This is a genomic window from Janthinobacterium sp. Ant5-2-1 (assembly GCF_001445815.1).
GTDB classification, from domain to species: Bacteria; Pseudomonadota; Gammaproteobacteria; order Burkholderiales; family Burkholderiaceae_D; genus Janthinobacterium; species Janthinobacterium lividum_E.
This window is the reverse complement of the sequence record NZ_LNCE01000178.1, coordinates 23570-49155: the sequence shown is the minus strand read 5'-3', so window position 1 is coordinate 49155 and position 25586 is coordinate 23570. Positions and strand designations below refer to the sequence as shown.

The 25586-nt window shown below is 63.4% G+C and carries 26 protein-coding genes and 3 tRNA genes; 12 read left to right on the top strand and 17 right to left on the bottom strand.

Features of this window, described 5'->3' with window-relative positions; all coding sequences use genetic code 11:
- Positions 1-115: 115 nt before the first annotated feature.
- Genes ASN89_RS27575 through ASN89_RS27565 form a run of 3 tightly spaced genes read left to right on the top strand, consistent with a single transcriptional unit; the run spans position 116 to position 2333 of the window.
- Entirely contained in the window at positions 116-604 is a 489-nt protein-coding gene (locus ASN89_RS27575) for a GNAT family N-acetyltransferase (protein ID WP_058051437.1), read from the top strand.
- A complete protein-coding gene (locus ASN89_RS27570) occupies positions 589-1326 on the top strand; it encodes an aspartyl/asparaginyl beta-hydroxylase domain-containing protein (RefSeq protein WP_058051436.1) in 738 nt (245 codons plus the stop codon). The genes ASN89_RS27575 and ASN89_RS27570 overlap by 16 nt, the downstream gene beginning before the upstream one ends.
- A complete protein-coding gene (locus tag ASN89_RS27565; protein WP_058051435.1) occupies positions 1323-2333 on the top strand; it encodes a hypothetical protein in 1011 nt (336 codons plus the stop codon). The genes ASN89_RS27570 and ASN89_RS27565 overlap by 4 nt, the downstream gene beginning before the upstream one ends.
- Here ASN89_RS27565 and ASN89_RS27560 read toward each other — a convergent pair whose 3' ends face one another.
- From ASN89_RS27560 to ASN89_RS27550, 3 genes are all read right to left on the bottom strand, one after another.
- Positions 2334-2636, bottom strand: coding sequence for a hypothetical protein (locus ASN89_RS27560; protein ID WP_200899260.1), 303 nt, complete (start codon positions 2634-2636; stop codon positions 2334-2336).
- A gap of 152 nt (positions 2637-2788) precedes the next feature.
- A tRNA-Asn gene (locus tag ASN89_RS27555) sits at positions 2789-2864 on the bottom strand.
- Positions 2865-2937: 73 nt separating this feature from the next.
- Positions 2938-3264 (bottom strand): Dabb family protein, encoded by a 327-nt coding sequence (locus ASN89_RS27550; protein WP_058051434.1) that lies wholly within the window; start codon positions 3262-3264, stop codon positions 2938-2940.
- Between the two features lie 162 nt (positions 3265-3426).
- On the opposite strand from ASN89_RS27550, the gene ASN89_RS27545 reads away from it, so the two are divergent.
- Entirely contained in the window at positions 3427-4380 is a 954-nt protein-coding gene (locus tag ASN89_RS27545) for an alpha/beta fold hydrolase (protein WP_058051433.1), read from the top strand.
- A 51-nt stretch (positions 4381-4431) separates the two neighbouring features.
- Here the strand turns inward: ASN89_RS27545 and ASN89_RS27540 are convergent.
- From ASN89_RS27540 to ASN89_RS27530, 3 genes are all read right to left on the bottom strand, one after another.
- A tRNA-Asn gene (locus ASN89_RS27540) sits at positions 4432-4507 on the bottom strand.
- Between the two features lie 135 nt (positions 4508-4642).
- Positions 4643-4718: transfer RNA gene (locus ASN89_RS27535), tRNA-Asn, on the bottom strand.
- Positions 4719-4849: 131 nt separating this feature from the next.
- A complete protein-coding gene (locus ASN89_RS27530) occupies positions 4850-6064 on the bottom strand; it encodes an aromatic amino acid transaminase (RefSeq protein ID WP_185982127.1) in 1215 nt (404 codons plus the stop codon).
- A gap of 112 nt (positions 6065-6176) precedes the next feature.
- Here ASN89_RS27530 and uvrB point away from each other — a divergent pair, with 112 nt between their 5' ends.
- Positions 6177-8270: an excinuclease ABC subunit UvrB gene (gene uvrB / locus ASN89_RS27525; protein WP_046685690.1), complete on the top strand. Its 2094-nt coding sequence runs from the start codon at positions 6177-6179 to the stop codon at positions 8268-8270.
- Positions 8271-8358: 88 nt separating this feature from the next.
- Here the strand turns inward: uvrB and denD are convergent, their stop codons facing one another.
- From denD to ASN89_RS27495, 6 genes are read right to left on the bottom strand one after another with little or no spacing between them, the layout of a single operon-like run.
- Positions 8359-9330 (bottom strand): D-erythronate dehydrogenase, encoded by a 972-nt coding sequence (denD, locus tag ASN89_RS27520; RefSeq protein WP_058051432.1) that lies wholly within the window; start codon positions 9328-9330, stop codon positions 8359-8361.
- A 2-nt stretch (positions 9331-9332) separates the two neighbouring features.
- Positions 9333-10124 (bottom strand): 2-oxo-tetronate isomerase, encoded by a 792-nt coding sequence (gene otnI / locus ASN89_RS27515; RefSeq protein ID WP_058051431.1) that lies wholly within the window; start codon positions 10122-10124, stop codon positions 9333-9335.
- Positions 10125-10144: 20 nt separating this feature from the next.
- The gene (gene otnC, locus ASN89_RS27510; protein ID WP_058051430.1) at positions 10145-10789 is read right to left on the bottom strand and encodes a 3-oxo-tetronate 4-phosphate decarboxylase; all 645 of its coding nucleotides are present in this window, start codon (positions 10787-10789) and stop codon (positions 10145-10147) included.
- Complete coding sequence (gene otnK, locus ASN89_RS27505; protein ID WP_082654784.1) at positions 10786-12087, bottom strand: 3-oxo-tetronate kinase; 1302 nt, start codon at positions 12085-12087, stop codon at positions 10786-10788. The genes otnC and otnK overlap by 4 nt, the downstream gene beginning before the upstream one ends.
- On the bottom strand, positions 12084-13007 hold the full coding sequence (ltnD, locus tag ASN89_RS27500; protein WP_058051428.1) for an L-threonate dehydrogenase: 924 nt from the start codon (positions 13005-13007) through the stop codon (positions 12084-12086). The genes otnK and ltnD overlap by 4 nt, the downstream gene beginning before the upstream one ends.
- A gap of 16 nt (positions 13008-13023) precedes the next feature.
- On the bottom strand, positions 13024-14352 hold the full coding sequence (locus tag ASN89_RS27495; RefSeq protein WP_058051427.1) for an MFS transporter: 1329 nt from the start codon (positions 14350-14352) through the stop codon (positions 13024-13026).
- 188 nt (positions 14353-14540) lie between these two features.
- Here ASN89_RS27495 and ASN89_RS27490 point away from each other — a divergent pair, with 188 nt between their 5' ends.
- On the top strand, positions 14541-15353 hold the full coding sequence (locus ASN89_RS27490) for a FadR/GntR family transcriptional regulator (RefSeq protein WP_058051426.1): 813 nt from the start codon (positions 14541-14543) through the stop codon (positions 15351-15353).
- Between the two features lie 6 nt (positions 15354-15359).
- Here the strand turns inward: ASN89_RS27490 and ASN89_RS27485 are convergent, their stop codons facing one another.
- Positions 15360-16274 carry a LysR family transcriptional regulator gene (locus tag ASN89_RS27485; protein WP_046685698.1) on the bottom strand — a complete coding sequence of 305 codons (915 nt, stop codon included), beginning with the start codon at positions 16272-16274 and terminating at the stop codon, positions 15360-15362.
- 111 nt (positions 16275-16385) lie between these two features.
- On the opposite strand from ASN89_RS27485, the gene ASN89_RS27480 reads away from it, so the two are divergent.
- From ASN89_RS27480 to ASN89_RS27470, 3 genes are read left to right on the top strand one after another with little or no spacing between them, the layout of a single operon-like run.
- Complete coding sequence (locus tag ASN89_RS27480; protein WP_046685699.1) at positions 16386-17477, top strand: porin; 1092 nt, start codon at positions 16386-16388, stop codon at positions 17475-17477.
- A 17-nt stretch (positions 17478-17494) separates the two neighbouring features.
- On the top strand, positions 17495-18292 hold the full coding sequence (locus ASN89_RS27475; RefSeq protein WP_046685700.1) for a substrate-binding domain-containing protein: 798 nt from the start codon (positions 17495-17497) through the stop codon (positions 18290-18292).
- Positions 18293-18326: 34 nt separating this feature from the next.
- Positions 18327-19661 (top strand): MFS transporter, encoded by a 1335-nt coding sequence (locus ASN89_RS27470; protein ID WP_082654783.1) that lies wholly within the window; start codon positions 18327-18329, stop codon positions 19659-19661.
- A 2-nt stretch (positions 19662-19663) separates the two neighbouring features.
- Here the strand turns inward: ASN89_RS27470 and ASN89_RS27465 are convergent, their stop codons facing one another.
- Complete coding sequence (locus tag ASN89_RS27465) at positions 19664-20290, bottom strand: flavin reductase family protein (protein WP_058051424.1); 627 nt, start codon at positions 20288-20290, stop codon at positions 19664-19666.
- Between the two features lie 197 nt (positions 20291-20487).
- On the opposite strand from ASN89_RS27465, the gene ASN89_RS27460 reads away from it, so the two are divergent.
- The 3 genes from ASN89_RS27460 to ASN89_RS27450 all read left to right on the top strand — a co-directional run bounded on the left by ASN89_RS27460 (position 20488) and on the right by ASN89_RS27450 (position 23785).
- Entirely contained in the window at positions 20488-21549 is a 1062-nt protein-coding gene (locus tag ASN89_RS27460) for an AI-2E family transporter (protein WP_058051423.1), read from the top strand.
- A gap of 276 nt (positions 21550-21825) precedes the next feature.
- A complete protein-coding gene (locus ASN89_RS27455) occupies positions 21826-22284 on the top strand; it encodes a hypothetical protein (RefSeq protein WP_058051422.1) in 459 nt (152 codons plus the stop codon).
- Between the two features lie 67 nt (positions 22285-22351).
- Positions 22352-23785: a Dyp-type peroxidase gene (locus tag ASN89_RS27450; RefSeq protein WP_058051421.1), complete on the top strand. Its 1434-nt coding sequence runs from the start codon at positions 22352-22354 to the stop codon at positions 23783-23785.
- 33 nt (positions 23786-23818) lie between these two features.
- Here ASN89_RS27450 and ASN89_RS27445 read toward each other — a convergent pair whose 3' ends face one another.
- Genes ASN89_RS27445 through ASN89_RS27435 form a run of 3 tightly spaced genes read right to left on the bottom strand, consistent with a single transcriptional unit; the run spans position 23819 to position 25553 of the window.
- Positions 23819-24124, bottom strand: coding sequence for an NIPSNAP family protein (locus ASN89_RS27445; protein WP_034752016.1), 306 nt, complete (start codon positions 24122-24124; stop codon positions 23819-23821).
- Positions 24121-25047, bottom strand: a complete 927-nt coding sequence (locus ASN89_RS27440) for a WD40 repeat domain-containing protein (RefSeq protein WP_058051420.1) — start codon at positions 25045-25047, stop codon at positions 24121-24123. Before ASN89_RS27440 ends, ASN89_RS27445 begins: the two co-directional genes overlap by 4 nt.
- The gene (locus ASN89_RS27435; protein WP_058051419.1) at positions 25044-25553 is read right to left on the bottom strand and encodes a GNAT family N-acetyltransferase; all 510 of its coding nucleotides are present in this window, start codon (positions 25551-25553) and stop codon (positions 25044-25046) included. Before ASN89_RS27435 ends, ASN89_RS27440 begins: the two co-directional genes overlap by 4 nt.
- Positions 25554-25586 lie beyond the last annotated feature (33 nt).

Here is a 25586-nt window from a genome sequence, read left to right as displayed (position 1 = left end):
ACAATGCATGGCGGCTTCCTTGAAATGATTGCAAGTACAGGGAAAAATTGGCAGCATAGCAAATAAATAAACGCGTGCGCATTTGCCGCCATCGCCACCACCTACCGGAGCACCGATGCACGACCTGCCGCTTTCCGCCCCCTACCAGTTGCGCGTCCAGCGCGACGATGACGATGGCTTTGCCGCCGCGCTGTACAGCTCCACGCGCGACGACTTGCGCCAGATGCCGGCCGATTCCGCCGTCATCGAGCAGCTGATCGCCATGCAGCAGCGCATGCAAAGCCACGGTTACCGGCAAGCGTATCCGCAGGCCATGTACCTGGTGCTGCAGCACGGCGACACGCCCATCGGGCGCCTGGTGCTGGACCGCCATGATCAGGTGCTGCACCTGGTCGACATCGCCATCCTGCCCGCCGCGCAAGGCCAGGGCGCCGGCAGCGCCGTGCTGCGCGGCCTGCAGGCGCAAGCGGGCGCCCAGCAATGCCGGCTCCGCCTTGCCGTCAACAAAAGCAACACCGCCGCGCGCGCGCTGTACCAGCGGCTGGGCTTTCGATTGCGCGGGGAAAACGACGTCCAGGAACAACTGGAATGGAGCGCGTCATAGTGGCGGCGCCGACTCCGCCCAGCACCTGGCTGCGACTGCCGCTGCGCTTTGACGTGGCGCGCATGCAAGGCGACAGCGACCAGTTCGCCGCCGGCGAGTGGATCAGCCATTTCAATACGGGCGCCTACGACCAGGGCTGGAGCTGCTTACCGCTGCGTTCGGCCGGCGGAGCAGCCGGCGACATCATGCCCGTCGACGGCGCCGCCTATGCCGGCACGCCGCAACTGGCGCGCTGCCCCTGCCTGCGCGAGGTGCTCGCCAGCTTCGCCTGCGATATCCGCGCCGCACGCCTGATGGCTCTGGCGCCGGGCGCCATCATCCGCGCGCACCGCGACGCCGGCACCTCGCTGGCCGATGGCTTGATCCGCATCCACATCCCCATCCACACTTCGCCCCAAGTGCTGTTCAGCATCGACGGCGAGAACGTGCACTTCACGGCCGGCCACGCCTGGTACATGGACGCCAGCTGCCTGCACGCGGTGCACAACCAGGGCGCGGCGCCGCGCATCCATCTCGTGCTCGACTGCATCACCAATGCCTGGCTCGAAGCGCTGTTCGCCTCGGCCGGCTTCGTGCCGAAAGCGGCCCATAAATATGGCGACCCCAGCATCAACGATGGCAATGTGCGGGCCGTCATCGCCCAGCTGCGGCTGTCGCCCTCGCCGGCCAGCCTGGCGCTGGCCAGCCAACTGTCTGCCCTGGCTGACGGGAGTGCGCCGTGAACGCCCCGCATGGCCTGACCCAGCAGGAAGGCTTGCTGGCCAGGGGCAATATTGTTTCTTGGCATGCGGGCATGGACATGCACCACTGGTATCCACTCTTTGCGCAGCGCGACGCGCAAACGGGAGAGGTGTCGCTCTGCTGGCGCGACCTGGGCCGGCAGCCGTTCAGCGAACCATTCTTTGTCAACACCCTCGCGCGCCAGCCGCATGAGGAGCGCCGCGTCTGCCGCACGCCGCTGGCGGCGCTGGCCACGCTCGGCGATTGCCTGGCGCCCGACGCCTTCATCTTCCACGTCTCGCGCTGCGGCTCGACCCTGCTGACGCAATTGCTGGCGACCTTGCCGCAATGCGTGGTGCTGTCCGAGCCAACCATCATCGACTCGCTGCTGCGTCTGCATCACGATGGCATGGCGGGCAGCGATGGCATCGCGCTGCTGCGCCAAGCCATCCTGGCCCTGGGCCAGCGCCGCACGGGCGAGGAGACGCACTTCTTCGTCAAGTTCGATTGCTGGCACATCCACAACCTGACCTTGCTGCGCCAGGCGTTTCCCGATACGCCCTGCCTGTTCCTGTACCGCGAACCGCAAGCCGTGCTGGCCTCGCACCAGCGCCAGCGCGGCCCGCAAATGGTGCCCGGCATGCTGCACCCGGCACAGCTGCCGCTGCCCATGCAGCAGCTGGCGCCCGGCGATATCGATGGCTATGCGGGCCTCGTGCTGGCCAGCCTGTTCGACGCGGCCCTGCCCCATGCGGCGGCCGGCCAGCTGCAGTTAATTCATTACAAGCAATTGCCAGATATCGTGTTCAGCGATGTATTGACCCGCCTGGGCATCACACCCACGCCGGCACAGTTGCAAGCGATGCGCGCGCGGGGCGGCGTGCATGCGAAATACGGCACGGCCTACCACGGCGACCCGCCAGTGGCCGCGGCAAGCGGCCTGGCCGCCATCGCCGCGCAAGTGCAACCAAGTTATCTGGCGCTGGAAGCGCTGCGCACGGGGCAATAGTCACAACGCGGCGGCATTGTCCTCGCGCCACTTGCGCACCATCTCGCTGCTGATTTCGCGTTCATAGCAGATGGGAGCGTAACCGCCCTTCCGGCTCCATGCGCTGCGTCCTCCGCAAGCGCTGCCATTCTTGGCGGCATTGTAGGGACAGGGGCAGCGGCCCGGATAGGCGGCAATCGACTCGGCGATGATCTGCTGCTTGACCTTTGCTTCGGATGCCGGCTGGCGCCCCTGACTGCCGGCAAGGGGCGCGTAGGCCGTGCCGGCGGCCAGCATCAACACCAGGGCGCAGAGATTCTTCATAGGAAAGGTTGTTTTCATCCACAGGCAGCAAACGTGCAATACCAGTATGACAGATGCTTTTCGGCAAATCTGCGTGAAATGTCACGAAAACAATGGCGGCAATGCAAAAAGCCCAACCGTGAAGGCTGGGCTTTTCGATACTGCTGATGTTCTGGCTCCCCGACCTGGACTCGAACCAGGGACCTGCGGATTAACAGTCCGTCGCTCTACCAACTGAGCTATCAGGGAAAAGAGGCCGCATTCTATAGGGCAAATTTTCAGTTGTCCAGATTTACGCTGAAAAAATTACGCGTATCGCCATTCAACCCGGATTTTCCCGTGGCTGATAGTCAAACACCAGCACCCTTCCCAGCCATGGCTTGAGCAGATCGACAAAGGCCAAGTGGGCAGGATGGGCCAGGTACAGGTCGCGCGCGATGGCGCCATCGAAGGTCAAGGTGAAGCAATCGGTAAAGCCGTCGTCGAGGCCTTCCGGGCTGACGTTCGGCCCCCATTCGAATTGCAGCACGCCGGGAATGCGGTGTTTAAGCTGGGAAAATTCATAGACCAGCTCGGCATGCTTGGCCGGTGTGATGTCCTCGAGAAAATCACACAGGACGATATGGCGCAACGGAATTGAACAGGTCATGGTGGCGGATCTCCTATGGGGTTGCATTCAGGATAGCGCAAAACGAAAAAGCACACAGGCAGCGGCCGGCCACGCCGCACATATTTTCTATATGCAACATGCTATTCGGATAATATCCCCCATGGACACCCCATACCCCCAGGCAACCATCCATATCAAACCATGACAAAGCTATTAACAGTGCTATTCCTCACCCTGATGCCATTGTATGCCTGCAAAGCGCAAGCGCTTGCCATCGACGCGCTGCTGACTCCCGACATTGGCGGCATCAAGCAGTATGTGGAAATCAAGACAGATGACTCAAAAAAACCTGTTCTGCTCTTTTTATCGGGCGGGCCGGGAAGTTCGATGATGAAGAACGCGGATGCCTTTACGGCCATCCTGAAAAACAGATTTACGCTGGTCCAATGGGATCAGCGCGATGCGGGAAAAACCCTGACACTCAATCCGTCGCCAAGCCAGCCATCCGTCGCGCAGATGGAGCAGGACACGTATCAGGTCATCACATTTCTTCAAAAAGAGCTCAAGCAGGAAAAAATATACTTGCTGGGCAGTTCCTGGGGCAATGTGCTGGGTTTTCATATCGTCGAACAGCATCCGGAACTGCTGCACGCGTATTTCGCCGTCAATCCCGTCATCAGTCAGCTGGCCAGCGAAAAGGCATTGCTGCTTAATTTGCAGACGCATTTCCGGGACGATGTCGTCGCCAGCCAAGAACTGGCGCAGGTACAGATCCCCTTTCAACGGGATGAAGACCTGTTTTACCTGCGCAAATGGCTTTTCCATAAAGAGGGGAAAACATTCGCCACCAGCGATGGCTTCAAGACCGGCTTTCTGCAATGGTCCAAAGCCTGGTCGCCCGTATGGAACGAAGTCATGCATATCGATTTGCCGAAGACCTTGAAGAAAGTCGACTGCCCGGTCTATTTCTTCGTTGGCAAGAACGACATCCAGACCTCCACCCGCATCACGCAAGACTATTTTGAGCAGCTGCAAGCGCCAAGGAAGGGGCTGTTTGTATTTGAACAGTCGGGACACCAGATACACCAGGACGAACCGGAAAAATTCCAGCGATCGATCATCGGGACCCTGCCCGCGCCAATCGCGACACGCTGAAATGCAGAAAGCCCAGCCGGTGAAGGCTGGGCTTTCTGCTACTACGTGTTCTGGCTCCCCGACCTGGACTCGAACCAGGGACCTGCGGATTAACAGTCCGTCGCTCTACCAACTGAGCTATCAGGGAAAAGAGGCCGTATTATATAGGCCAAACCTGGCGCTGTCCAGATTTCCAAAGGGGAAATCTTATCTTGGCCCAAGCTATGCACCAGCGGCGCAAAAACAAAAAAGGCCACGTTTTTCAACGTGGCCTTTCGAATTCTGGCTCCCCGACCTGGACTCGAACCAGGGACCTGCGGATTAACAGTCCGTCGCTCTACCAACTGAGCTATCAGGGAAAAGAGGCAATATTATATGTCGCTTGTTTCATATTTGCAAGACTGATACTGCATCTTCACAAACACGGCCATCGCCGACTTTCTACCGCCATCAGCGCCGCACTTGCATGCAACGCCGAAGAAGCAAGATATTAAAGCACTTTGGCGATCGCGTCAATAACGATGTCGATATTGCGCGAGTTCAATGCTGCCACGCAGATACGGCCCGTGTCGACGGCGTAGATCGATTGCTCGCGCAGCGACGCCACCTGCTCCTTGGTGAGACCCGAGTACGAGAACATGCCGATTTGCTGGCGCACGAATTCGAAGTCGTGGCCTGGCGCCTTGGCTTTCAGTTTTTCCACGAAGGCGTTGCGCATTTCGCGGATGCGCACGCGCATGCCGGCCAGTTCCTCTTCCCACAGCTGGCGCAGTTCCGGGGTGGCCAGGACGGTGGCGACCACCTTGCCGCCATGCGTAGGCGGGTTCGAGTAGTTGGTGCGCACGACGCGCTTCAGCTGCGACAGCAAACGGGCCGCTTCGTCGGCGCTCGAGGCGACGACGCTCAGGGCGCCCACGCGCTCGCCGTACAGCGAGAACGATTTCGAGAACGAGTTCGACACCAGCAGCGGGCCGCCCGCGTCGGCAAAGCGGCGCACCACGGCGCCGTCTTCGGCGATGCCGTTGGCGAAGCCTTGGTAGGCCATGTCCAGGAACGGCACCAGGCCGCGCGAGGTCACCACGCTGATGATCTGATCCCACTGGGCCACGCTCAGGTCGGCGCCGGTCGGGTTATGGCAGCAGGCGTGCAGCACGACGATGGAGCCGGCTGGCATGGCGTTCAGGCTGGCCAGCATGCCGTCGAAGTTCACGCCATGGGTGGCGGCATCGTAATACGCGTAGTTGTTCACGACGAAACCGGCGTTTTCGAACAGCGCGCGGTGGTTTTCCCAGCTCGGGTCGCTGATGTAGACTTGCGCGCCCGGCGCGAAGCGCTGCAGGAAGTCGGCACCGATCTTCAGTGCGCCCGTGCCGCCGATGGCTTGCACGGTAACAGCGCGGCGCTCTTGAATTACGGCGCTATCGGCGCCAAATACGAGTTCTTGCACAGCCTTGTCGTAGGCGGCGAGGCCTTCGATCGGCAGATAGGTGCGTGGCGCCGCCTGTTCGATCAGGATCGCTTCTGCCTTGCGTACGCAAGCTAACAGAGGCACTTTGCCGTTGTCGTCATAATAGACGCCAACGCCCAGATTGATTTTGGCGGGATTCTGGTCCGCGTTAAATGCTTCGGTGATGCCCAGGATCGGGTCGCGTGGGGCCATCTCGATGGCGCTAAACAGACTGGCAGAAACAGTTGGGTTCGTCATGATAAGATTGGATTCGATTGGAAGCAGGTTCACAGCGGAGTTGTAGACAGCGCCCCAAAATACAACGCCAGGGCCGCCAGCAGAGCACTATTCTAACAAAGGTCTGATTCACATGCCCGAATTATCTACCGCCAGCGAGGCGGAAAGCGCAATTATCTCTTTCCCGGACTCCCCGTTCAAGCTGCACCAGCCCTTCCCTCCGGCCGGCGATCAGCCCACGGCAATCGACCAGTTGTCAGAGGGGATTGCCGACGGACTGGCCTTCCAGACCCTGCTGGGCGTGACCGGTTCGGGCAAGACCTACACCATGGCCAACGTCATCGCGCGCATGGGCCGGCCCGCCATCGTCTTTGCGCCCAACAAGACGCTGGCCGCGCAGCTGTATAGCGAATTCCGCGACTTCTTCCCGCAAAACGCGGTCGAATACTTCGTCAGCTACTACGATTACTACCAGCCCGAAGCCTACGTGCCGCAGCGCGACCTGTTCATCGAAAAGGACTCGTCGATCAACGAACATATCGAGCAGATGCGTTTGTCGTGCACCAAGTCGCTGATGGAACGGCGCGACGTCATCATCGTCGCCACCGTCTCGGCCATCTACGGTATCGGTAATCCGAACGAATACCACCAGATGATCCTGACGTTGCGCGTAAAAGACAAGGTCGCCCAGCGCGACGTCATCGCGCGCCTGATCCAGATGCAGTACACGCGCAACGAGGTCGATTTCGGCCGCGGCACCTTCCGCGTGCGCGGCGATACGATCGACATCTTCCCCGCCGAGCATGCGGAGCTGGCCGTGCGCCTGGAAATGTTCGACGACGAGATCGAATCGATCCAGCTGTTCGACCCGCTGACGGGCAGAGTGCGCCAAAAAATCCCCCGCTTCACCGTGTACCCGGGCTCGCACTACGTGACGCCCCGCTCCACCGTGCTGCGCGCCGTGGAAACCATCAAGGACGAGCTGCGCGAGCGCCTCGAGTTCTTCCGCAAGGAGAATAAGCTGATCGAGGAGCAGCGGCTGGAACAGCGCACGCGCTTCGACCTGGAAATGATGGCGGAAATCGGCTTCACCAAGGGCATCGAGAACTACTCGCGCCACCTGTCCGGCGCGCTGCCGGGCGAGCCGCCGCCGACCCTGGTCGACTACCTGCCGCCCGACGCATTGATGTTCCTCGACGAGTCGCACGTGCTGACGGGCCAGCTGAGCGCCATGTACAACGGCGACCGCTCGCGCAAGACGAATCTCGTCGACTATGGCTTCCGCCTGCCGTCAGCGCTCGACAACCGCCCCTTGAAATTCGAGGAATTCGAGCAGAAGATGCGCCAGACCGTGTTCGTCTCGGCCACGCCGGCCGAATACGAAAAGAACCATTCCGACCAGGTGGTCGAACAGGTCGTGCGCCCCACGGGCCTGGTCGACCCGCAGATCATCGTGCGCCCGGCCAGCAGCCAGGTGGACGACCTGATGTCGGAAATCGTCGAGCGCATCAAGAAGGACGAACGCGTGCTGGTGACGACGCTTACCAAGCGCATGTCCGAGCAATTGACGGAATACCTGGGCGACCATGGCATCAAGGTGCGCTACCTGCACAGCGATATCGAAACGGTGGAGCGCGTGGAAATCCTGCGCGATCTGCGCCTGGGCACCTTCGACGTGCTGGTGGGGATCAACCTGCTGCGCGAGGGCCTGGACTTGCCGGAAGTGTCGCTGGTCGCCATCCTCGACGCGGACAAGGAAGGCTTTTTGCGCTCCGAGCGCAGCCTGATCCAGACCATCGGCCGCGCCGCGCGTAACCTGAACGGCACGGCGATTTTGTACGGCGACCGCATCACGGACTCCATGCGCCGCGCCATCGACGAGACGGAACGCCGCCGCGCCAAGCAGATCGCCTTCAATACGGCGAACAACATCATCCCGATCGGCGTGAAAAAATCGATCCGCGAAATGATCGACGGCGTCTACAGCCCGCAGGAAGCGCGCGAAACCCTGCAAGTGGCGCAGGAAGCGGCCAAGTTCGAATCGATGAGCGAGAAGCAGGTCAGCAAGGAAATCAAGCGCCTGGAAAAACTGATGGTCGACCACGCCAAGAACCTGGAGTTCGAAAAAGCGGCGCAAGTGCGCGACCAGCTGCACATACTCAAGCAGCAGCTGTTTGGCGCACCGGGTACGGACAACGTGGCGTCGATACTGGGTAGGTCGGATTAGGCCCTGCGGGCCGTAATCCGACAACATCGTTGGCGCTGGTGGCGGTGTCGGATTACGCGGCCTTGCCGCTAATCCGACCTACGCGACTTCATGCTTTCACGTCGTCCATGTAGGCGCGGATGATGGCGGCGAAATCCGCATCGGCCGTCAAGCCCAGCGCTTCGGCGCGTTGGGTATCCCAGGCGCCGGGCCAGCTCTTGACGATGCGCTCGACGGCCGGATCGGGCGCGTAGCTGATGCGGGTTGTCACTTCGCTGCCGGCCACTTCTTCGAGTGCGGCGATCATCTCGCCCACGCTCACGCTCAAACCCGGCAAGTTCACCGTGCGGCTGGCGCCGAACGCCTCGCCCGCCAGTTCATGGCCGGCGATCAGCGAGGCGATGGCGCCGCGCGGCGACAGCAGCCACAGACGCAGATCGGTGGCCACGGGGCAGACGGCCGCTTCGCCATTCAACGGTTCGCGGATGATGCCGCTGGCGAACGAGGACGCGGCCTTGTTCGGTTTTCCGGGACGCACGCTGATGGTGGGCAGGCGCAGCACGCGGCCATCGACAAAGCCGCGGCGGCTGTAATCGTTGAGCAGCAATTCGCCGATGGCTTTTTGGGCGCCGTACGACGACTGCGGGTTCAAGGCCGTCGTATCCTGCACCACGTCCGGCAGCTTGCCGCCATAGACGGCCACGGAACTGGTAAACACGACCTTCGGCTTGTGCCCCAGTTCACGGCAGATATCGAGCAGCAAACGCGACGCGTCGAGGTTGATGCGCATGCCCAGCTCGAAATCGGCTTCCGCCTGGCCGCTGACGATGGCTGCCAGGTGGAAGATCGAGCTTGTCTGGGCATCGATGGTGGCGCGCATGAGAGCGCCGTCGGCGATGTCGCCCGTGACGACTGTCACGCGCGCATCGTTGAAATCATGCGCGGCCACCACGTCGACCAGTACCAGCTCGCTGATCGTTTGCAACTGACCGTGGCTGTCCGTCAGCTGGCCTTGCGCCAGCAACTGGCGCGCCAGGCGCTGTCCCAGGAAACCGGCGCCGCCGGTAATCAGTACTTTCATTTTCATGCTCCTTGTTTGTTGTTGTAAGCGGCCAGCCAGCCCAGGCCATCCTGAGTGCGCCCGCGCGGACGGTACTCGCAGCCGATCCAGCCGTCGTAGCCCAGCTCGTCCAACAGCGTGAACAGATACGGGTAATTGACTTCGCCATCGTCCGGTTCATTGCGGGCCGGGACGCTGGCGATCTGCACGTGGCCGATGCCGTCGAAGTTGTTCTTGAACGTCATGGCGATATCGCCCTCGACGATCTGCGTGTGGTAAAAATCCATCTGCACCTTGACGTTGGCCGCGCCCGACTCCAGGCGCAGCGCGTGGCCCTGCGCCTGCGTGACGAGGAAGTAGCCGGGCATGTCGCGCCCGTTGATCGGTTCGATCAACAGCTCGATGCCGTGCTGGCCCACGGCCTGGGCCGCGTACTGCAGGTTGGCCAGGTAGGTGGCGCGGTGCAGCTTGACGTCGGCACCGACGGGCAGCAAGCCCGCCATCATGTGCACGCGCGGCGTGCCCAGCGCCAGCGCATACTCGATGGCGCGCGCCACCCCAAGCCGAAATTCTTCTTCGCGGCCCGGCAGCGAAGCGATGCCCCGCTCACCGGCACCCCAGTCGCCCGGCGGCAGGTTGAACAGCACATTTGTCAAACCGTGCTCGCGCAGCCAGCCGGCCACTTCCTGCGATGCGTGGTCATACGGGAACAGGAATTCGACGCCTTTAAAACCCGCTTGCGCCGCGGCGGCAAAGCGCTGCGGGAATGGGACTTCGTTGAACATCATGGTCAGGTTGGCGGCAAAACGGGGCATGCGGTATCTCCTTGGGAATCTTATATGTCGAGTTTGAACGTGTGCTTCAGGTCCGCGATCTGCGCCGCGTCGAGCGGGCGCGTAGGTACGTCGCGCAGCAGCAGGAACAGCTTGGCCGTCTCTTCCAGTTCCTCGGCCGCATACACGGCCGCTTCCAGGCTGGTGCCCGACACGACGGGACCGTGATTGGCCAGCAGCACGGCCGAGTGCTTGCGCGCCATGGCGCCAATCGCGCCCGCCAGCGCCGGGTCGCCCGGCCGGTGATACGGCACCAGCGGCAAGCACCCCACCTTCATTACAAAATATGGCGTGAGCGGCGGGATGCAGTCGTCATGGTTCAAGCCGCACATGCAGGACACGGCGGCCGAATGGGTCGAGTGCAAATGCACAATGGCGCCGGCGCTGCCGCGCTCTTGGTACATGGCGCGGTGCAGGAACGCCTCTTTTGACGGTGGCGCGCCGCTGATCAAATTGCCGTCCCAATCGAGCTTGGACAATTGCGCCGGATCGAGCCGCCCCAGGCTGGCATTCGTTGGCGTCAGCAGCCAGCCGTCATCCAGCCGCACGCTCAGGTTGCCGCTGCTGCCGGCTGTCAGGCCCCGCTCGAACAGCGACTTGCCGAAGTCGACGATCTGTTCGCGCTGGCGCGATTCGGCGGCGCTCATGCCAGCACCTGCCAGGCCTTGCTGAAGAAATCGGCCGTGCCGAAATTACCGGACTTCAGCGCCAGCGCCAACGGCGCCATGCCATCGTCGCCCGGCACCGGCAAGGCTTGCGTCCACGGCACGCCAGGATCGATCTCGGGACCGATGCGCAAGCCAGCCACGCCCAGCGCTTTCACCACTGCGCCCGAGGTTTCGCCGCCGGCGACGATCAGCTGGCCCACGCCGAGGCGCACGAGCCCTTGCGCGATGGCGGCCAGGGTTTCCTCGACGAGGGCGCCGGCCCGCTCCACGCCCAGCTGCGCCTGCACGGCGCGCACGGCGTCCGGCGTGGCCGTGGCATAGATCAATACCGGGCCTTGCGCCAGGTGCGCGCCGGCCCAGGCCAAGGCCTGTTCCACCACGGCGTCGACCACTTCGCCGCCTGCGGCCAGCTGCAGCGGATCGACGTGGAACGCTGGCGCCAATTCACGCATGTGCGCCACCTGCTGCTGCGTGGCTACCGAGCAGCTGCCCGAGATCACGGCGCGCAAACCCGTCGTCGGCGGCAAGCGCCCGGCCTGTCCCGCCGGCGATGGCGCCAGCTGGCCCCGCTGGCGGAAATTTTGCGACAGTCCCAGGGCGATGCCAGAGCCGCCCGTGATCAGTTTCAAGTCGGCGCAGGCGGCGCCGATGGCTTCCAGGTCGCGGTTCGACACGGCATCGACGACGGCGAAATGGCAGCCTTGGCCGCGCAAGTCCGTGAAGCGCTGGGCGATGGCTGCTGCGCCCTTTTCCACCACGGAGAAATCGGCCAGGCCGACCTTGGCTTGCACCTGCTGCTGCAGCACGCGCACCAGGTTCGAATCCGTCATCGGCGTCAAAGGATGCTCGCGCATGCCCGATTCGGCCAGCGGCACGTCGCCGACGAACAGGTTGCCCTTGTAGATGGTGCGGCCGTTGGCGGGGAATGCGGGACAGGCGATGGTGAAGTCCGTGTCGAGCGCGCGCATCAGCGCTTCGGCCACAGGGCCGATATTGCCGCGCGGCGTGGAGTCGAAGGTGGAGCAGTATTTGAAGTAGAACTGCTTGCATCCGGCTTGCTGCAGCCAGGCCAGCGCGGCCAGCGATTCGGCCACGGCTTCCTCGGGCGCATTCGTGCGCGACTTGAGGACGATGACGACGGCGTCGACGTCGGCTGGCGGCGGACCTTGCGGCACGCCGATCAGCTGCACCGTACGCATGCCGGCCTTGACCAGCATGCCGGCCAGGTCGGTGCCACCCGTGAAATCGTCGGCGATACATCCCAGTAGTACGGTCATGATGGTTCCTCTTGATTCAGTGACACCTTCGCCGGCAAAGTAATTCCCGGGAAAGTCTTGATGACGGCCGAGTCGTCCTCGCCGCCAAAGCCTGCCGCCGACGCCTGCATGAACATCTGGTGCGCCGTGGCGGACAGCGGCAACGGGAACACGCTTTTCTTCGCGTAATCGAGCACGATGCCCAAATCCTTGACGAAGATATTCACGGCCGACAGCGGCGTGTAATCGCCCTTCAAAATGTGCGGCACGCGGTTCTGGAACATCCAGGAACTGCCGGCGCTGTTTGAAATGACTTCGTACAGGGCGTCCGGGTCGCAGCCCGCGCGCAAGCCCAGCGCCATCGCTTCGGCGGCGGCGGCGATGTGCACACCGGCCAGCAACTGGTTGATCATCTTGACTTTCGAACCCTGGCCCGGCTGTTCGCCCAGGCGGTACAGCTTGGCGCAGATGGCGTCGAAAATGCCGGCGCAGGCGTCGAACGCATCGGGCGCGCCGGCCGCCATGACCGACATCTCGCCGGCAGCCGCCTTGGCCGCGCCACCGGAAATGGGCGCATCGATGAAGCGCAGTCCCATGGCTGCCAGGCGCGCGCCGAGGGCTTCGGCAAACTCGGGCGCCACGGTGGCGCAGGCGATCACCACGCTGCCTGGCGCCAGCGTGCTGGCCGCACCGTGTTCGCCGAACAGCACGGCTTCCGTCTGCTGCGCATTGACGACGACGATCAGCAAGGCTTGCACCTGCGCCGCTAGCGAAGCGGGAGACTGCGCCGCATGGGCGCCCTGGTCAACCAGCTTTTGCACGGTTTCGGGCCGCACGTCGCAGGCATGCACGTCAAAGCCGGCGCGCAGCAACGATTGCGCGATGCCCATGCCCATGGCGCCCAGGCCGATTACACCCACTTTTTCGATTGTTGCGCTCATTATTTGCTCCATTTGTTTATTTGTTCACCAGTTTGGCCGGCACCCGCATGATGATGAAGGCGCCGAACACCAGGATGCCGGCCAGCAGGTAGATGGCGATGTCGGTCGACTGTGTCAGGTCCTTGATGGAACCGATCATGTACGGCGCCGCGAAGCCGGCCAGGTTGCCCACCGAATTGATGGCGGCGATGCCGGCGGCGGCCGAGACGCCACCGAGGAAAGCCGTCGGCAAGCTCCAGAACATCGGCGAGGCGGCCAGGATGCCGCCGGCGGCGATCGTCAGGAAGAAGATGGCCCAGCCCGTGTTATGGGCGCCGGCCAGCGCGCTGCAAACGATGGCGGCGGCGCCGACCACCAGCGGGATGGCCATGTGCCAGCGGCGTTCGCGGTATTTGTCCGAACTGCGGCCCAGCAAGATCATCGACGCCACGGCCACCGAGTACGGGATCGCCGTAAAGAGACCGATATTCAGCACGCCCGTCACACCGGCCGCCTTGATCAGGCTGGGCAGCCAGAAGGTCAGCGAATACTGGCCCATCACGCAGCAGAAATAAATCAGGGCCATGACCCAGATGCGCGGGTCGGCGAACATGGCGCGGATCGATGGGTGCGATACCTTGCCCTGCGCTTCCGTGGCGATGCGCTGCTCGAGGATGACTTTTTCATCTTCCGTCAGCCACTTCGCGGCGCGGATGCTGTTGTCGAGATACAGCAGCACGGCCACGCCCATCAGCGCGGCGGGAATCGCTTCGAGCACGAACATCCACTGCCAGCCCGCATAACCGTGCCAGCCGGCGAAGGTTTCCATGATCCAGCCCGACAGGGGGCCGCCGATCAGGCCCGCCACGGGAATGGCTGCCATGAAGGTGCACACCATGCGCGCGCGGCGCTCGGACGGATACCAGTAGGTCAGATAAAGAATGATGCCGGGGAAGAAGCCCGCCTCGGCGATGCCGAGCAGGAAGCGCATGACGTAGAACTGGGTCGGCGTGGTGACGAACATGAAGGCACCCGAGATGATGGCCCACGTGATCATGATGCGGGCGATCCACACGCGCGCGCCGATCTTGTGCAGCATCACGTTGCTGGGTACTTCGAACAGGAAGTAACCGAGGAAGAACACGCCCGCGCCCAGGCCGTACACGGTTTCGGAAAACTGCAGGTCGGCCAGCATTTGCAGCTTGGCGAAGCCCACGTTGACACGGTCGAGATAGGCGACGATGTAGCACAGCATGAGGAAGGGAATGATGCGCCAGGTCACCTTGCGGTAGACGGCGTCGTCGATGGTTTTCTGGTTTGCGGCGGCGCCGGCCGGCTGCCCGGCCAATGCTTGTGATACGTCCATGCTTGTCTCCTGATCGCTGGGGGATCGACCGTGCCGGGTTTTTATGGTCCACCGGAGGTGGCTGGCAACTTGTCTAAAATTTGTATGGATGTATATTATGTGTGTGTTTTGTGTGTGTCAAGCTGTATATTCCATATAATGGCAAGCAGGCAAGCCCCATGAGAACCGCTAGCACAAGGATGCACCCGATGGACCGCACGTTCCGCTTTACCCTTCCCCCGCCGGAGCCCGCCGCGGGCAGTTTCACCACCGGCACACTGGGTGCGCGGGTGGCGGCACGGCTGCGCCAGCAAATCCACCACGATGGCCTGGCCGGCGGCACGCGCTTGCCGTCGGAACAGGCGATGGCCAGCCACTTTGGCGTGAGCCGCACGGTGCTGCGCGAAGCCATCGCCCTGCTGCAGGCGGACGGCATCGTCGCCACGCGCAAGGGAAGCGGCACGTTCGTGTGCGCGCAGGATGGCGCGAAGACGGGCGAACGGGGCGACGAGCTGACGGAGCAGTCGGTGCAATCGCTGCTGAACCTGATCGAGGTGCGCCAGGGACTGGAAGCGGAAATCGCCGCGCTGGCGGCCGTGCGGCGCACGCCGGGCCAGCTGGCCGACATCGAACACGCGCTGCGGCGCATCGAGGAAGCCGTGGCGGCCGGCGTCGACGGCGTGGAAGAAGACGTGCGCCTGCACCTGTCCATCGCCGAAGCGACGGGCAATCCCTACTGGCCGAAATTCGTTGCCATGTTCGCCGACCCGATCCGCTCGGCCGTCAAGGTGACGCGCGCGAATGAAGCGCGGCGCACGGACTTCTCCATCGAGGTGCGGCGCGAACATGAAAAGATCGTCCAGGCGATCGCCGACGGCGACCCGCAGCGGGCGCGCCAGGCGGCCATGGAACACATGCAGCACGCGGCCGAGCGCGTGCGCCTGGCCGACCGCGAATTCTGGCGCGGCGACGGCGGCGCGCTGGCGCGCACCTTGGGGCGCGATCCCATCATGCAAAAATAAGACCGCTCACACCCGCCGCCCCTGCTTTCCTATGCTCGCGCTCATCATGTCGAACAGGGTGCGCGACGCGGGCGGCATCGCATGCTGATGCCGGCTGATCAAGCCCAATGTCCGTTTCACGGCGGGATTGACGAGCGGTACGCCGACCACAGTGCCTTGCCGCTCCGGCAAAATCGACAGCCCCGGCACGGCCGCCACGCCCAAGCCCGACTCCACCAGCGCCAAGATGCCTGACACGTGGTTGATCTCGCACGAGATCCACGGGTGCTTTTCCACACCGGCCAGCGCCGCATCGAGCACGCTGCGGTTGCCGCTCGACTTGGCCACCGAGATATAGCGTTCGTCGACGGTATCCTTCCAGCTCAGCTTCTTGCGCTTGGCCAGCCGGTGATCGTGCCGCATCGCCAGCACGTAGGTTTCGACATAGATGGGCTGGAAAAGAATCTCCGGATTTTCCGCGCCCGTAAAGCTGATGCCGAAATCCGCCTCGCCTGTCAGCACGAGGTTGAGCACATCCTGCGCGCTTTCGTCATGCACGCGCACGCGGATTTTCGGAAACTGCGCGCTGAAGCGCTTGAGCACGTCCGGCAGGAAGTGCCACACGGCTGACGGCACACAGGCGAACGTCACCGTCCCGGTGCGGTGCGCGGCCAGGTCGGCGACACCGAGCACGGCATCCTCGAGGCCGTTGAGCGCATCGCGCACGTTCACCAGAAACACCTGTCCCACATTCGTCAGCTGCACGCGCCGGGTGGTGCGTTCGAACAGCTTGACCCCCAGCGCATCCTCGAGTTTTTCGATGCGGCGGCTCAGTGCCGGCTGCGACAGGAACAGGTCGGCCGCGGCCTGGCGAAAGCTGTTGCGCTCCGCCACGGCCACGAAGGCCTGCAAATCGTGAAGTTCGTAATTGATGCGCTGCATGCATGAATCTCCGGAAAAATTGCAATTATCAAATTATGCCATTTCAACGATGATGGGGTCTTAATGCTGAGCCTCGCCAAGAAGGCATCACTCAAAAAAGAGGGAGACACCATGCGACATTGTTCCACGTTCGCGCTGTTGTTCGCGGCCAGCGGCACCTGCCTGGCCCAGAGCGGCGCGGTTTTGTATGGCATCGCGGATGCCGGCATCCGCTATGGTAAAGGCTTGAACGCCGCCAATGCGCCCACGCCCGGCGGCACCACGCCCGCCGTCAGCAGCGGCATCAACAACACGAGCCGCTGGGGCCTGCGCGGCCAGGAAGACCTCGGCGACGGCTGGCAGGCGCTGTACCGCCTCGAGGGTGGCCTGAATCTGGACACGGGCAGCGCGGCCAAATCCGACAAGCTGTTCGACCGGCAAGCGTGGGTCGGTCTCAAGTCGCCGCTGGGCTCCGTGACCCTGGGGCGCCAGGCGACCTTGCTGGCCGACGCCATCGCACCGGTGGACCCGCTGGGTATCCGCTATGCCTCCTTCAATCCGAACGTCAACATCACGGGCTTGAGCAACACGGCTTTTGGCCGGCATTCGTTCGGCCAGCAATACGGCAGCAGCGGCTATGCCGACAACTTCTACCGGCTCGACAACATGGTGAAAACCAGCGCCAACCTCGGGCCGGTGGTGGCGCGCGCCGCCTATTCCTTTGGCGAGGTGGCGGGCGCCACGTCGTCATTGTCGACCTGGGGCGGCGCCCTGACATACCAGCAGGCGGGGCTGGCCATGTCGGGGGCAGTGATGCGCTTTCGCAATCGCGACAACCGCAGCCTCGACGCCGCCACCGTGGGCGCCGCCTACAAGATGGACGCCTGGCAGTTCAAGGCCAACCTGGGCGTCAACCGCGCCGACGTGGACGCCGGCAAGTCGGTCCGGCAGAGCGTGATGTCGGCCGGCGTAAGCCGGCAAATGGCGCAGGACGTGCTGCTCACGACCGCCTACTACAAGGTGCGGCGCAGCGCCACAGGCCACGTCGACGACGGCTTCCAGCGTGCTTTCGCCTACCTGGAAAAAACGCTCTCGCCGCGCTCGACCCTGTATCTCGAATCGGACTACACCACGTGGCAAGGCGATGCGGCCGGCGTCACGGGAACGCGGGCCAACGACCGCAAAGGCATGGGCTTGACGCTCGGCCTCATGCACAAATTTTAACGACAGGAGAAACAACCATGCTTCAACAGACCCTCGTGCGGCGCTCCGCCCCCCTACTGGCCGGCTTCACGCTGCTCGCCGCCGGCGCGGCCCATGCCGCCGACATCCGCGTGGTCAGCTCGGGCGGTTTCGCCCAGGCCTACAAAAACCTCGCCCCCGCCTACGAGCGCGCCAGCGGCGACCATCTGGTTTCCGAATGGGGGCCGTCGATGGGCACCACCAAGAATGCGATCCCGGCGCGCCTGGCGCGCGGCGAGCAGATCGACGTCGTCATCATGGTGGGCGACGCACTCGACAAGCTGATGCAGGAAGGCCGCCTGGTCCCCGGCAGCAAGGTGGTCCTGGCCAATTCGCCGATTGCCTGCGCCGTGCGGCGCGGCGCGGCCAAGCCCGACATCAGCACCACCGAGGGCTTGCGCAGCGCCTTTCTGAAGGCGGACAAGGTCGCCTATTCGGACAGCGCCAGCGGCGTCTACATCGAGACGCAGCTGATGAACAAGTTGCAGATTTCGCAGCAGATGCAGGGCAAGGCCGCAAAAATTCCCGCCACCCCCGTCGGCGAAATCATCGCCCATGGCCAGGCCGATTTCGGCTGCCAGCAGCGCAGCGAGCTGCTGCCGGTCGACGGCATCGACATCGTCGGCCTGCTGCCGCCGGAAGTGCAGAAGATGACGCAGTTTTCGGCGGCGCTGGTCCCGGGCGGCAAGGAACCGGAAGCCGGCCGCGCCTTGCTGCGCTTCCTCGCCGCCCCTGCCAACGCGGGCGCGATCGAAGCGACCGGACTGGAACCGGCAGCGGCGACAGCGGCGCACTAGGCGACGTCACTCATCTTTCATCAATAGGTAAATCATGGCCATTCCCTCCACCGCCGCACCCATCGCCAAGGCCGCAACGCCGCGCGCGCAAGTGCGTCCGCCCTCCCGCATCGCCACCGTCATCCGGGTGACGAGCGGGAACTTCATCGAAATGTACGATTTTTTCCTGTTCGGCTTTTACGCCACGTACATTGCCAAGGCCTTCTTCCCCGCCACCAGCGAATACGCGGCCCTGATGATGACGTTCGCCACCTTCGGCGCGGGGTTTTTCATGCGGCCGCTGGGCGCCATCATTCTCGGCAGCTATATCGACCGCATCGGTCGCCGCAAGGGGCTGGTGCTCACCCTGGCCATCATGGCTTCCGGCACGGCGCTGATCGCCTTCGTGCCCGGCTATGCCACCATCGGGCTGCTGGCGCCGTTCCTCGTGCTGATCGGGCGTTTGCTGCAAGGCTTTTCCGCCGGCGTGGAGCTGGGCGGCGTGTCCGTCTACCTGTCCGAGATGGCGACACCCGGCAACAAGGGCTATTACGTCAGCTGGCAGTCGGCCAGCCAGCAAGTCGCCATCATCTTTTCCGCCGCGCTGGGCTACTTTCTCAATGAAACCTTGAGCAAGGAATTCATCGCGGACTGGGGCTGGCGTATCCCGTTCTTCATCGGCTGCTCCATCATTCCGGTGGTGTTCTACATCCGCCGTTCGCTGCAGGAGACCGAGGCCTACCTGACGCGCAAGTCGCATCCGACGTTCCGGCAAATGCTCAAGACGATCGCCCTCAACTGGCCGCTGGTGGTCGCCGGAACGATGCTGATCGTGCTGACGACGGTCGCGTTCTACCTGATCACCGTCTACACGCCGACCTTCGGCAAGAACGTACTCAAACTGAGCACCGAGGAAAGCCTGCTCGTCACCCTGTGCATCGGCCTGTCGAACTTCATCTGGCTGCCCGTCATGGGTGCGCTGTCCGACCGCATCGGGCGCTGGCCCATCATGGCCGTGTGCTCGGCGCTGACGGTGCTGACGGCGTATCCGGCCCTGTCCTGGCTGGTCGCCCATCCCAGTTTCGACCACATGTTGATGGTGGAGCTGTGGCTGTCCTTCCTGTACGGCAGCTACAACGGGGCCACCATCGTCGCGCTGACGGAAATCATCCCGGCCAGCGTCAGGACGACGGGTTTTTCGCTGGCCTACAGCCTGGCCACGGCGCTGTTCGGCGGAATGACGCCGCTGGTGTCGACCCTGCTGATCGAGAGCACCGGCGACAAGGCGGCGCCAGGCTACTGGATGGCAGGCGCCGGCGCCATCAGCCTGCTGGCGACGTGGCTGATCTATCGCGGCATCGTCAGGGAGCGCCATCCGCTCCCCGCATGATGTTACGGCCAGGCGGGCCGGCGCATGTGGAACAGGCTGTCCGGTCCGATCTCGAAATAATCGGCCGGACCGCCGCCGCGCAAGATCGGCGCGGCGGCGGCCGTGTCGTACACGCCGTCGGTCAACAGGTGGCGCGCGATGTGCACGCCCACCACTTCCCCCAGCACCAGCCAGCTGCCGACACCGTCGCCATTGACGCCTTGCAGTTCAATGATCTGCGTGCGCCGGCATTCGAAGGAGACGGGGCTTTCCGCCACGCGCGGCACATTGACGATGCGCGAGGCGGCAGGCGTCAGGCCGGCCAGCGCAAATTCGTCGACCTCGGGCGGCGCCGGCGCGCAGCTGGTATTCATCGCGTCGGCCAGTGGGCGGGTGGCCAGGTTCCACACGAATTCGCCCGTCTGTTCGATATTGCGCAAGGTATCCTTGCGGCCGATGCTGGAAAAACCGATCAGCGGCGGATGGTAATTGAAGGCGTTGAAAAAGCTGTACGGCGCCAGATTGAGCACGCCCTCGCTGCTGCGCGAAGCAATCCAGCCGATGGGTCGCGGCCCCACGATGGCATTGAAAGGGTCATGCGGCAGGCCATGGCCCTGTGCAGGTTCATAAAAGTGAATGGGGTCAAGCACGCGCGTTCCTGAAGTCGAAGTCAAAGGCGCCCGGGATGGAACGCCTGGAGCGACAGCTTACTGGAATTGCCGCCACCGCGCTGTCAGACCGCCGGCGCCAGGTGCGCTCGCGCACGCATCGAGACAATTGTATGGCGCGTCGCGCCATGCCTCGCTTATGATGGGACAACTCAACCCTTATCATTCCGCTACCGCCCATGCCTACCCTCACGCTGCACCAGAAAGTGTTCCTGCTCCTCCTGAGCATCGTCACCATCGGCTTCGGCTGGATACTGGCGCCGTATGCGGGCGCCATCTTCTGGGGCGTCATCCTGGCGATCCTGTTCGCGCCCGTGTACCGCTGGCTGCTGCTGAAAACCAAGGGCCGCGCCGGCCTGGCGTCGCTGCTGACTTTGCTGCTGATCATCGTCATCGTGATCCTGCCGCTGTCGCTCATTTCCGTATCGCTCGTGAACCAGGCGGCCAGCGTCGTGGAAATGGTACGTTCGGGCGAAATCACGGTTGCCATGTTCTTCAATAAAATCATGGCGGTGCTGCCGCAATGGCTGATCAACTTGCTCGACCGCTTCAACCTGACCAGCCTGGCCAGCCTGCAGGACAAACTGGCCGAGGGCGCCACGCAGGTGAGCCAGGTGGTGGCGGTGAAAGCCATCAATGTGGGCCTGTACACCTTTGAATTCCTCACCAGCCTGTGCATCATGCTGTACCTGCTGTTTTTCCTCATGCGCGATGGCTCGACCCTGTCGGCCCGCATCAAGGGCGCCGTGCCGCTGAGCCGCAAGTACAAGCAGCGCCTGTTCACCAATTTCACCACCGTGATCCGCGCCACGGTGAAAGGCAACATCCTCGTGGCGATCGCCCAGGGCGCCCTCGGCGGGCTGGCGTTCTGGTTCCTCGACGTACCGGCGCCCCTGCTATGGGCCGTGCTGATGGCTTTCCTGTCGCTGCTGCCGGCCGTCGGCGCCGCACTCGTCTGGGCGCCCGTGGCCGCCTACTTCCTGGCGACGGGCGCCATCTGGCAAGGCGCGGGCCTGGCCGCCTTCGGCGTCTTCGTCATCGGCCTGGTCGACAACGTGCTGCGCCCCATCCTGGTGGGCAAGGACACCAAGATGCCCGACTACGTGGTGCTGCTGTCGACCGTGGGCGGCATGGCCCTGTTTGGCCTGAACGGCTTCGTCATCGGCCCCGTGGTGGCGGCCCTGTTCATCGCCTCGTGGGATCTGTTCGTCTCGGCCAGCGAATTCCAGGCCGAGGATTGAGGCGCCGTCCCATCCTGCAAAAATAAACCCTTCAAAACCAGGCGCTGCCGACGGCGCCCCTTGCGCTTCCCGAAACAGGCTGGAACAGCCCGGCGGCAGAGTGCCCGCCGGCGCCGGCCAGCCTCGGCGACTCTTCACATGAGACCACATTTCATAGCAACTATCATGTTGCAATAGTATACATTTAACAACAAATACAGAAATATAGTTTTTGACGCAGCAGGAGCCGCGGCGTAGTGTCGGTCGTCCCGACAACCACGTAATGAGGAGCCTCCCATGGCAAATCCACTGTGCTTACTGATGCCGGTACTACCCGGCACCAATCCGATCTCCATCGCCGCCGCGTTGCAGGAATACCAGACAAAGATCAATAGCGCACTCACCGATATCGGTACCGTGCACTTTGCCCGCTTCACCCTGTTTGACCGCTCCCAAGCCAATCTGCTGCCCGACATCAGCAAGACGGGCACTTCCGACACCCTGATCATCGGCGTGATCACCGAGTATGACGGCAGTTTCAATGGCTACATCGAGGATTTCGTGGCGCAGTTGGGCGAGGTATTCGACGCGCTGCTGCAGTTTGTCGTGGGCGGCAAGGCGCTGATGCCCGTTGCCAACCATGTGGCCGCATTCGAAGCCTTCATCACCGCCAACGACGCCGCGCAGCACGTGCCTAACACGGGCCTGTATAGCGCCTATCCGCAGACCGTCCAGCAAATCCTCGCTTCCGTCTGAGCCTGAACTGAACGCCACGCCGGGGCTGCGCAAGCGGCCCCGCCACCCCAGCCCCCGGAGAGACAGCATGGCCGATCCCACCATCGATTACGACGACGTGCAAGGCACGATCCTGCGCGGCTACCGCGTCAACCTGGCGCGCCATTTCATCTTCAGCATCACGGATGCGGCGCAGGCACGGCGCACCATCGCGGCCCTGCTCGACGGCAGCGACGGGCTGCCGGCCATTACCACCGCGCGCCATATCCATCCCAAGCCGGCCTGCTTTCTGAATATCAGTTTTACCGCTCCCGGCCTGTCCGCGCTGGGGATAACCGCAGCCGACCTGGCCACCTTCGACCAGGCATTTCAACGGGGTGCGGCCGATCCGGCCAGCGTCGCCGCCGTGGGCGACGTGGGCGACAGCGCCCCCGAACACTGGCTCGCCAACCTGGGACCGGCCACCAAAGCCGGCCAGGTGCATGCGATGCTGAGCCTGTGGGTCAGCGAATCGGAGGAAGTGCTGCAGGCAACGTCGGCCAAGCTGCGTGGCGCCTTTGCCGCCGGCTGGCGTGAACTGTATGCGCACGATGGCGTGGCACTGCCAGGCAACCGCGTGCATTTCGGCTACCGCGACAATATCGCCCAGCCGGACGTCGACGGCGCCCCGCCGCGCAAGCACGAGCGCGAATACGACCCGGACCCGCTCAACAGCGTCAAGACGGGCGAATTCCTGCTCGGCTATCCGAATGAAAACGGCGGCACCTATCAGGTGCAGCCGCCGCAACTGTCCACCAATGGCAGCTATGCCGCCTTCCGCATCTTGGAGCAGGACGTGCCCCTGTTCGACAGTATTCTGAGCCAGGGCGCGGCCAGCTCCGGACTCAGTACCGAGATGGTGGCCGCCAAGATGTGCGGACGCTGGCGCAACGGCAATCCGCTCGTGCTCGCGCCGGACGAGCCGGGGCCCGTGCTGCCGGACGCCAGCCTGAACCACTTTCACTATGTCGATGCGCAGTCGGGAAAGGACGACACGCTGGGCCTGAAATGCCCGGTCGGCGCGCATATCCGGCGCAACAATCCGCGCGATGAAGGCGTCGTGGGCACCTCGGCCCGCCACCACCGCATCGTGCGGCGCGCCATGCCCTACGGCAGCGAATACGATCCGGTTACACCCATCGCAGAGCAGCGGGGACTGGTCGGCTATTTCATCAACGCCAACCTGCGCAATCAGTTCGAATTCCTGATGCAGCAATGGAACGATGACGCTACCTTCGTCAAATCGGCCGTCGGCCCGGCCGGCCCCGAGGCGGGCAATGCCACGCTCAACATCAGCGGCCAGGACGTATTCCTGGGCATCAACGACCCGAGCGCCAGTTCCTTCACCTTGCCGGGCGTGGGCGCCAAGGGCAGCGGCAATAAGAAACTGCAGCATTTCTCGCGCAGCGTCATCACGCGTGGCGGCGTGTATTGCTTCTTCCCCAGCATCACGGGATTGCGCTACTTGGCAAGCCTGAGTTAGGCGGCGGGCGCGCCGCAGCGCGATTGACCCCGTTCAGGCAAACACGGGGCGGAAGAAACTGCGCTCGTAGCTGACGATGCAGCGCGTCTCTTCGGCATAGCGGAAGGCGGCCTGGCATTCGGCGTCCTGCATCGAGTCGCTGCGGTACTGCTCGTACAGGGCCAGGCTGGGAAACGAGAACATGGCCAGGGCCACGTTGCTGGCGCCTTCCGATGGCAAAAAATAGCCGTGGTGCTGGCCGCCGAAGCGTTCGACCAGCGGTATCCACAACTTGCCGTAGGCTTCGAATTCCCGCAATTTGTACGGGTCGATGATGTAACGCAGGTAGCAGGTGATCATGGGGTTTCCTTGTGAACGTTCAGATCCATCAGCATGCCAGATTCCCAGGAACCGATGGCGGCCAATGGCGGGCCAGGCAAAAAGTCCAGCGCGCAGGGATAGCTGAAATCTTCCTGCGTCAGGACGCCAAGGCCGGGCCAGGCGTAGAACAGCAGCTTGCCCTTGCCGATGCGTCCCAGCGCGCTGCCGTCGGGCAGCCAGCGCAAGGCGTCGCCCGTGCCGCCGCCTCCTTCAACCGGCGCGGTGGCCAGCACGCGGCCATCGTCCATCGCATGCACGGATAAGAATTCCTCGCCGCCCGCGTAATGCAGCACGGCCAGGCGCTCGCCATCGGGCGATGGCGCGCACGACGCCAGCTTGGGCAGCGACAGCACCACACGGCCGCCTCCCGCCTGCAGGGGCCAGTCCCACACGCTGCAGTAGTCGGGCGGCTGCACCTGTCCCTCGTCCACCGATTTGACGCCGTGCAGGACCAGCAAACGCCGCCCGCCATCGATGGCGTAGATTGCGCGCAGCATCTCGCCCGTGTGCTCCTGCGTGAACAACACTTCGCCCGTCTGCGCGTCCCGCACGCGCAGGCTCCCATCCCAGCCGCCGTCGGCCAGATAACGGCCGCACGGCGACCATGCGGGGCCGCAGCCTTCGCCATCCTTTTTATTCTGGAAATTCAGCAGCAGCTGACCCGCCTCGTTGTCCACCACGGCCATCTGGCCCGTCGTGCTCTTGATGGCCAGCCGGCTGCCGTCGGGCGAGAACGCCATGCTGGAACAATGGGCGATGAATTTGCCGCGCCACAGTTTCTGGCGCGCCGCCACGTCCCACAGCACCAGGTCGCGCCCCAGCACGGCCAGGCGCGTGCCATCGGGTGAAAACCGCACGCCGTAGGCACAGCCCAGCTTCAAAGGCTTGCGCGTTACTGTCATGGGCGCGCCAGGCGGTACACGACGCTATCGATATCGTAATGGCGTTCCATGCCCACGTACTGCATGCCCAGGCGCGTCATGACCTTGATCGAGGCCGCGTTATCGGGATGGGCCACGGCCACCACTTCGGGCGCGCCGACGACGTTGAACGCATGCGCGACGATGGCGACGGCCGCTTCGCTGGCATAGCCCTGGCCCCAGCCCGTGCGCGCCAGGCGCCAGCCGATTTCATGCGGCTTGTTTTTATCGCCATCGAGATGCTGCAGGCAGGCCATGCCCACCATCTCGCCATCATCGAGGCGTATCAGCGCCCACCACGAATAGCCCCACTCGGCCCAGCGTCCCACCAGCCGCGTGACGGCCGCGCGCGTGTCCTCTTCCGCTTCGGGCTGGCCCGCGTTCAGATAGGTCATCACCTCGGGATCGGTGTTGAGCGTACGCATGCGCTCATAGTGGTTTTCCGTGATCGGTTCCAGGCGCAGGCGCGCCGTCGTCAATATGGTCATGGCATTTCCTTGGACGAAAAAAAAGACGATACA

Bases quoted from the DNA above. Each gene is read 5' to 3' on its own strand.
- ASN89_RS27575 (WP_058051437.1), top strand. From the start codon at position 116: ATGCACGACCTGCCGCTTTCCGCCCCCTACCAGTTGCGCGTCCAGCGC.
- ASN89_RS27570 (WP_058051436.1), top strand. From the start codon at position 589: ATGGAGCGCGTCATAGTGGCGGCGCCGACTCCGCCCAGCACCTGGCTG.
- ASN89_RS27560 (WP_200899260.1), bottom strand. From the start codon at position 2,636: ATGAAGAATCTCTGCGCCCTGGTGTTGATGCTGGCCGCCGGCACGGCC.
- ASN89_RS27550 (WP_058051434.1), bottom strand. From the start codon at position 3,264: ATGACCTGTTCAATTCCGTTGCGCCATATCGTCCTGTGTGATTTTCTC.
- ASN89_RS27545 (WP_058051433.1), top strand. From the start codon at position 3,427: ATGACAAAGCTATTAACAGTGCTATTCCTCACCCTGATGCCATTGTAT.
- ASN89_RS27530 (WP_185982127.1), bottom strand. From the start codon at position 6,064: ATGACGAACCCAACTGTTTCTGCCAGTCTGTTTAGCGCCATCGAGATG.
- uvrB (WP_046685690.1), top strand. From the start codon at position 6,177: ATGCCCGAATTATCTACCGCCAGCGAGGCGGAAAGCGCAATTATCTCT.
- denD (WP_058051432.1), bottom strand. From the start codon at position 9,330: ATGAAAGTACTGATTACCGGCGGCGCCGGTTTCCTGGGACAGCGCCTG.
- otnI (WP_058051431.1), bottom strand. From the start codon at position 10,124: ATGCCCCGTTTTGCCGCCAACCTGACCATGATGTTCAACGAAGTCCCA.
- otnC (WP_058051430.1), bottom strand. From the start codon at position 10,789: ATGAGCGCCGCCGAATCGCGCCAGCGCGAACAGATCGTCGACTTCGGC.
- otnK (WP_082654784.1), bottom strand. From the start codon at position 12,087: ATGACCGTACTACTGGGATGTATCGCCGACGATTTCACGGGTGGCACC.
- ltnD (WP_058051428.1), bottom strand. From the start codon at position 13,007: ATGAGCGCAACAATCGAAAAAGTGGGTGTAATCGGCCTGGGCGCCATG.
- ASN89_RS27495 (WP_058051427.1), bottom strand. From the start codon at position 14,352: ATGGACGTATCACAAGCATTGGCCGGGCAGCCGGCCGGCGCCGCCGCA.
- ASN89_RS27490 (WP_058051426.1), top strand. From the start codon at position 14,541: ATGGACCGCACGTTCCGCTTTACCCTTCCCCCGCCGGAGCCCGCCGCG.
- ASN89_RS27485 (WP_046685698.1), bottom strand. From the start codon at position 16,274: ATGCAGCGCATCAATTACGAACTTCACGATTTGCAGGCCTTCGTGGCC.
- ASN89_RS27480 (WP_046685699.1), top strand. From the start codon at position 16,386: ATGCGACATTGTTCCACGTTCGCGCTGTTGTTCGCGGCCAGCGGCACC.
- ASN89_RS27475 (WP_046685700.1), top strand. From the start codon at position 17,495: ATGCTTCAACAGACCCTCGTGCGGCGCTCCGCCCCCCTACTGGCCGGC.
- ASN89_RS27470 (WP_082654783.1), top strand. From the start codon at position 18,327: ATGGCCATTCCCTCCACCGCCGCACCCATCGCCAAGGCCGCAACGCCG.
- ASN89_RS27460 (WP_058051423.1), top strand. From the start codon at position 20,488: ATGCCTACCCTCACGCTGCACCAGAAAGTGTTCCTGCTCCTCCTGAGC.
- ASN89_RS27455 (WP_058051422.1), top strand. From the start codon at position 21,826: ATGGCAAATCCACTGTGCTTACTGATGCCGGTACTACCCGGCACCAAT.
- ASN89_RS27450 (WP_058051421.1), top strand. From the start codon at position 22,352: ATGGCCGATCCCACCATCGATTACGACGACGTGCAAGGCACGATCCTG.
- ASN89_RS27445 (WP_034752016.1), bottom strand. From the start codon at position 24,124: ATGATCACCTGCTACCTGCGTTACATCATCGACCCGTACAAATTGCGG.
- ASN89_RS27440 (WP_058051420.1), bottom strand. From the start codon at position 25,047: ATGACAGTAACGCGCAAGCCTTTGAAGCTGGGCTGTGCCTACGGCGTG.
- ASN89_RS27435 (WP_058051419.1), bottom strand. From the start codon at position 25,553: ATGACCATATTGACGACGGCGCGCCTGCGCCTGGAACCGATCACGGAA.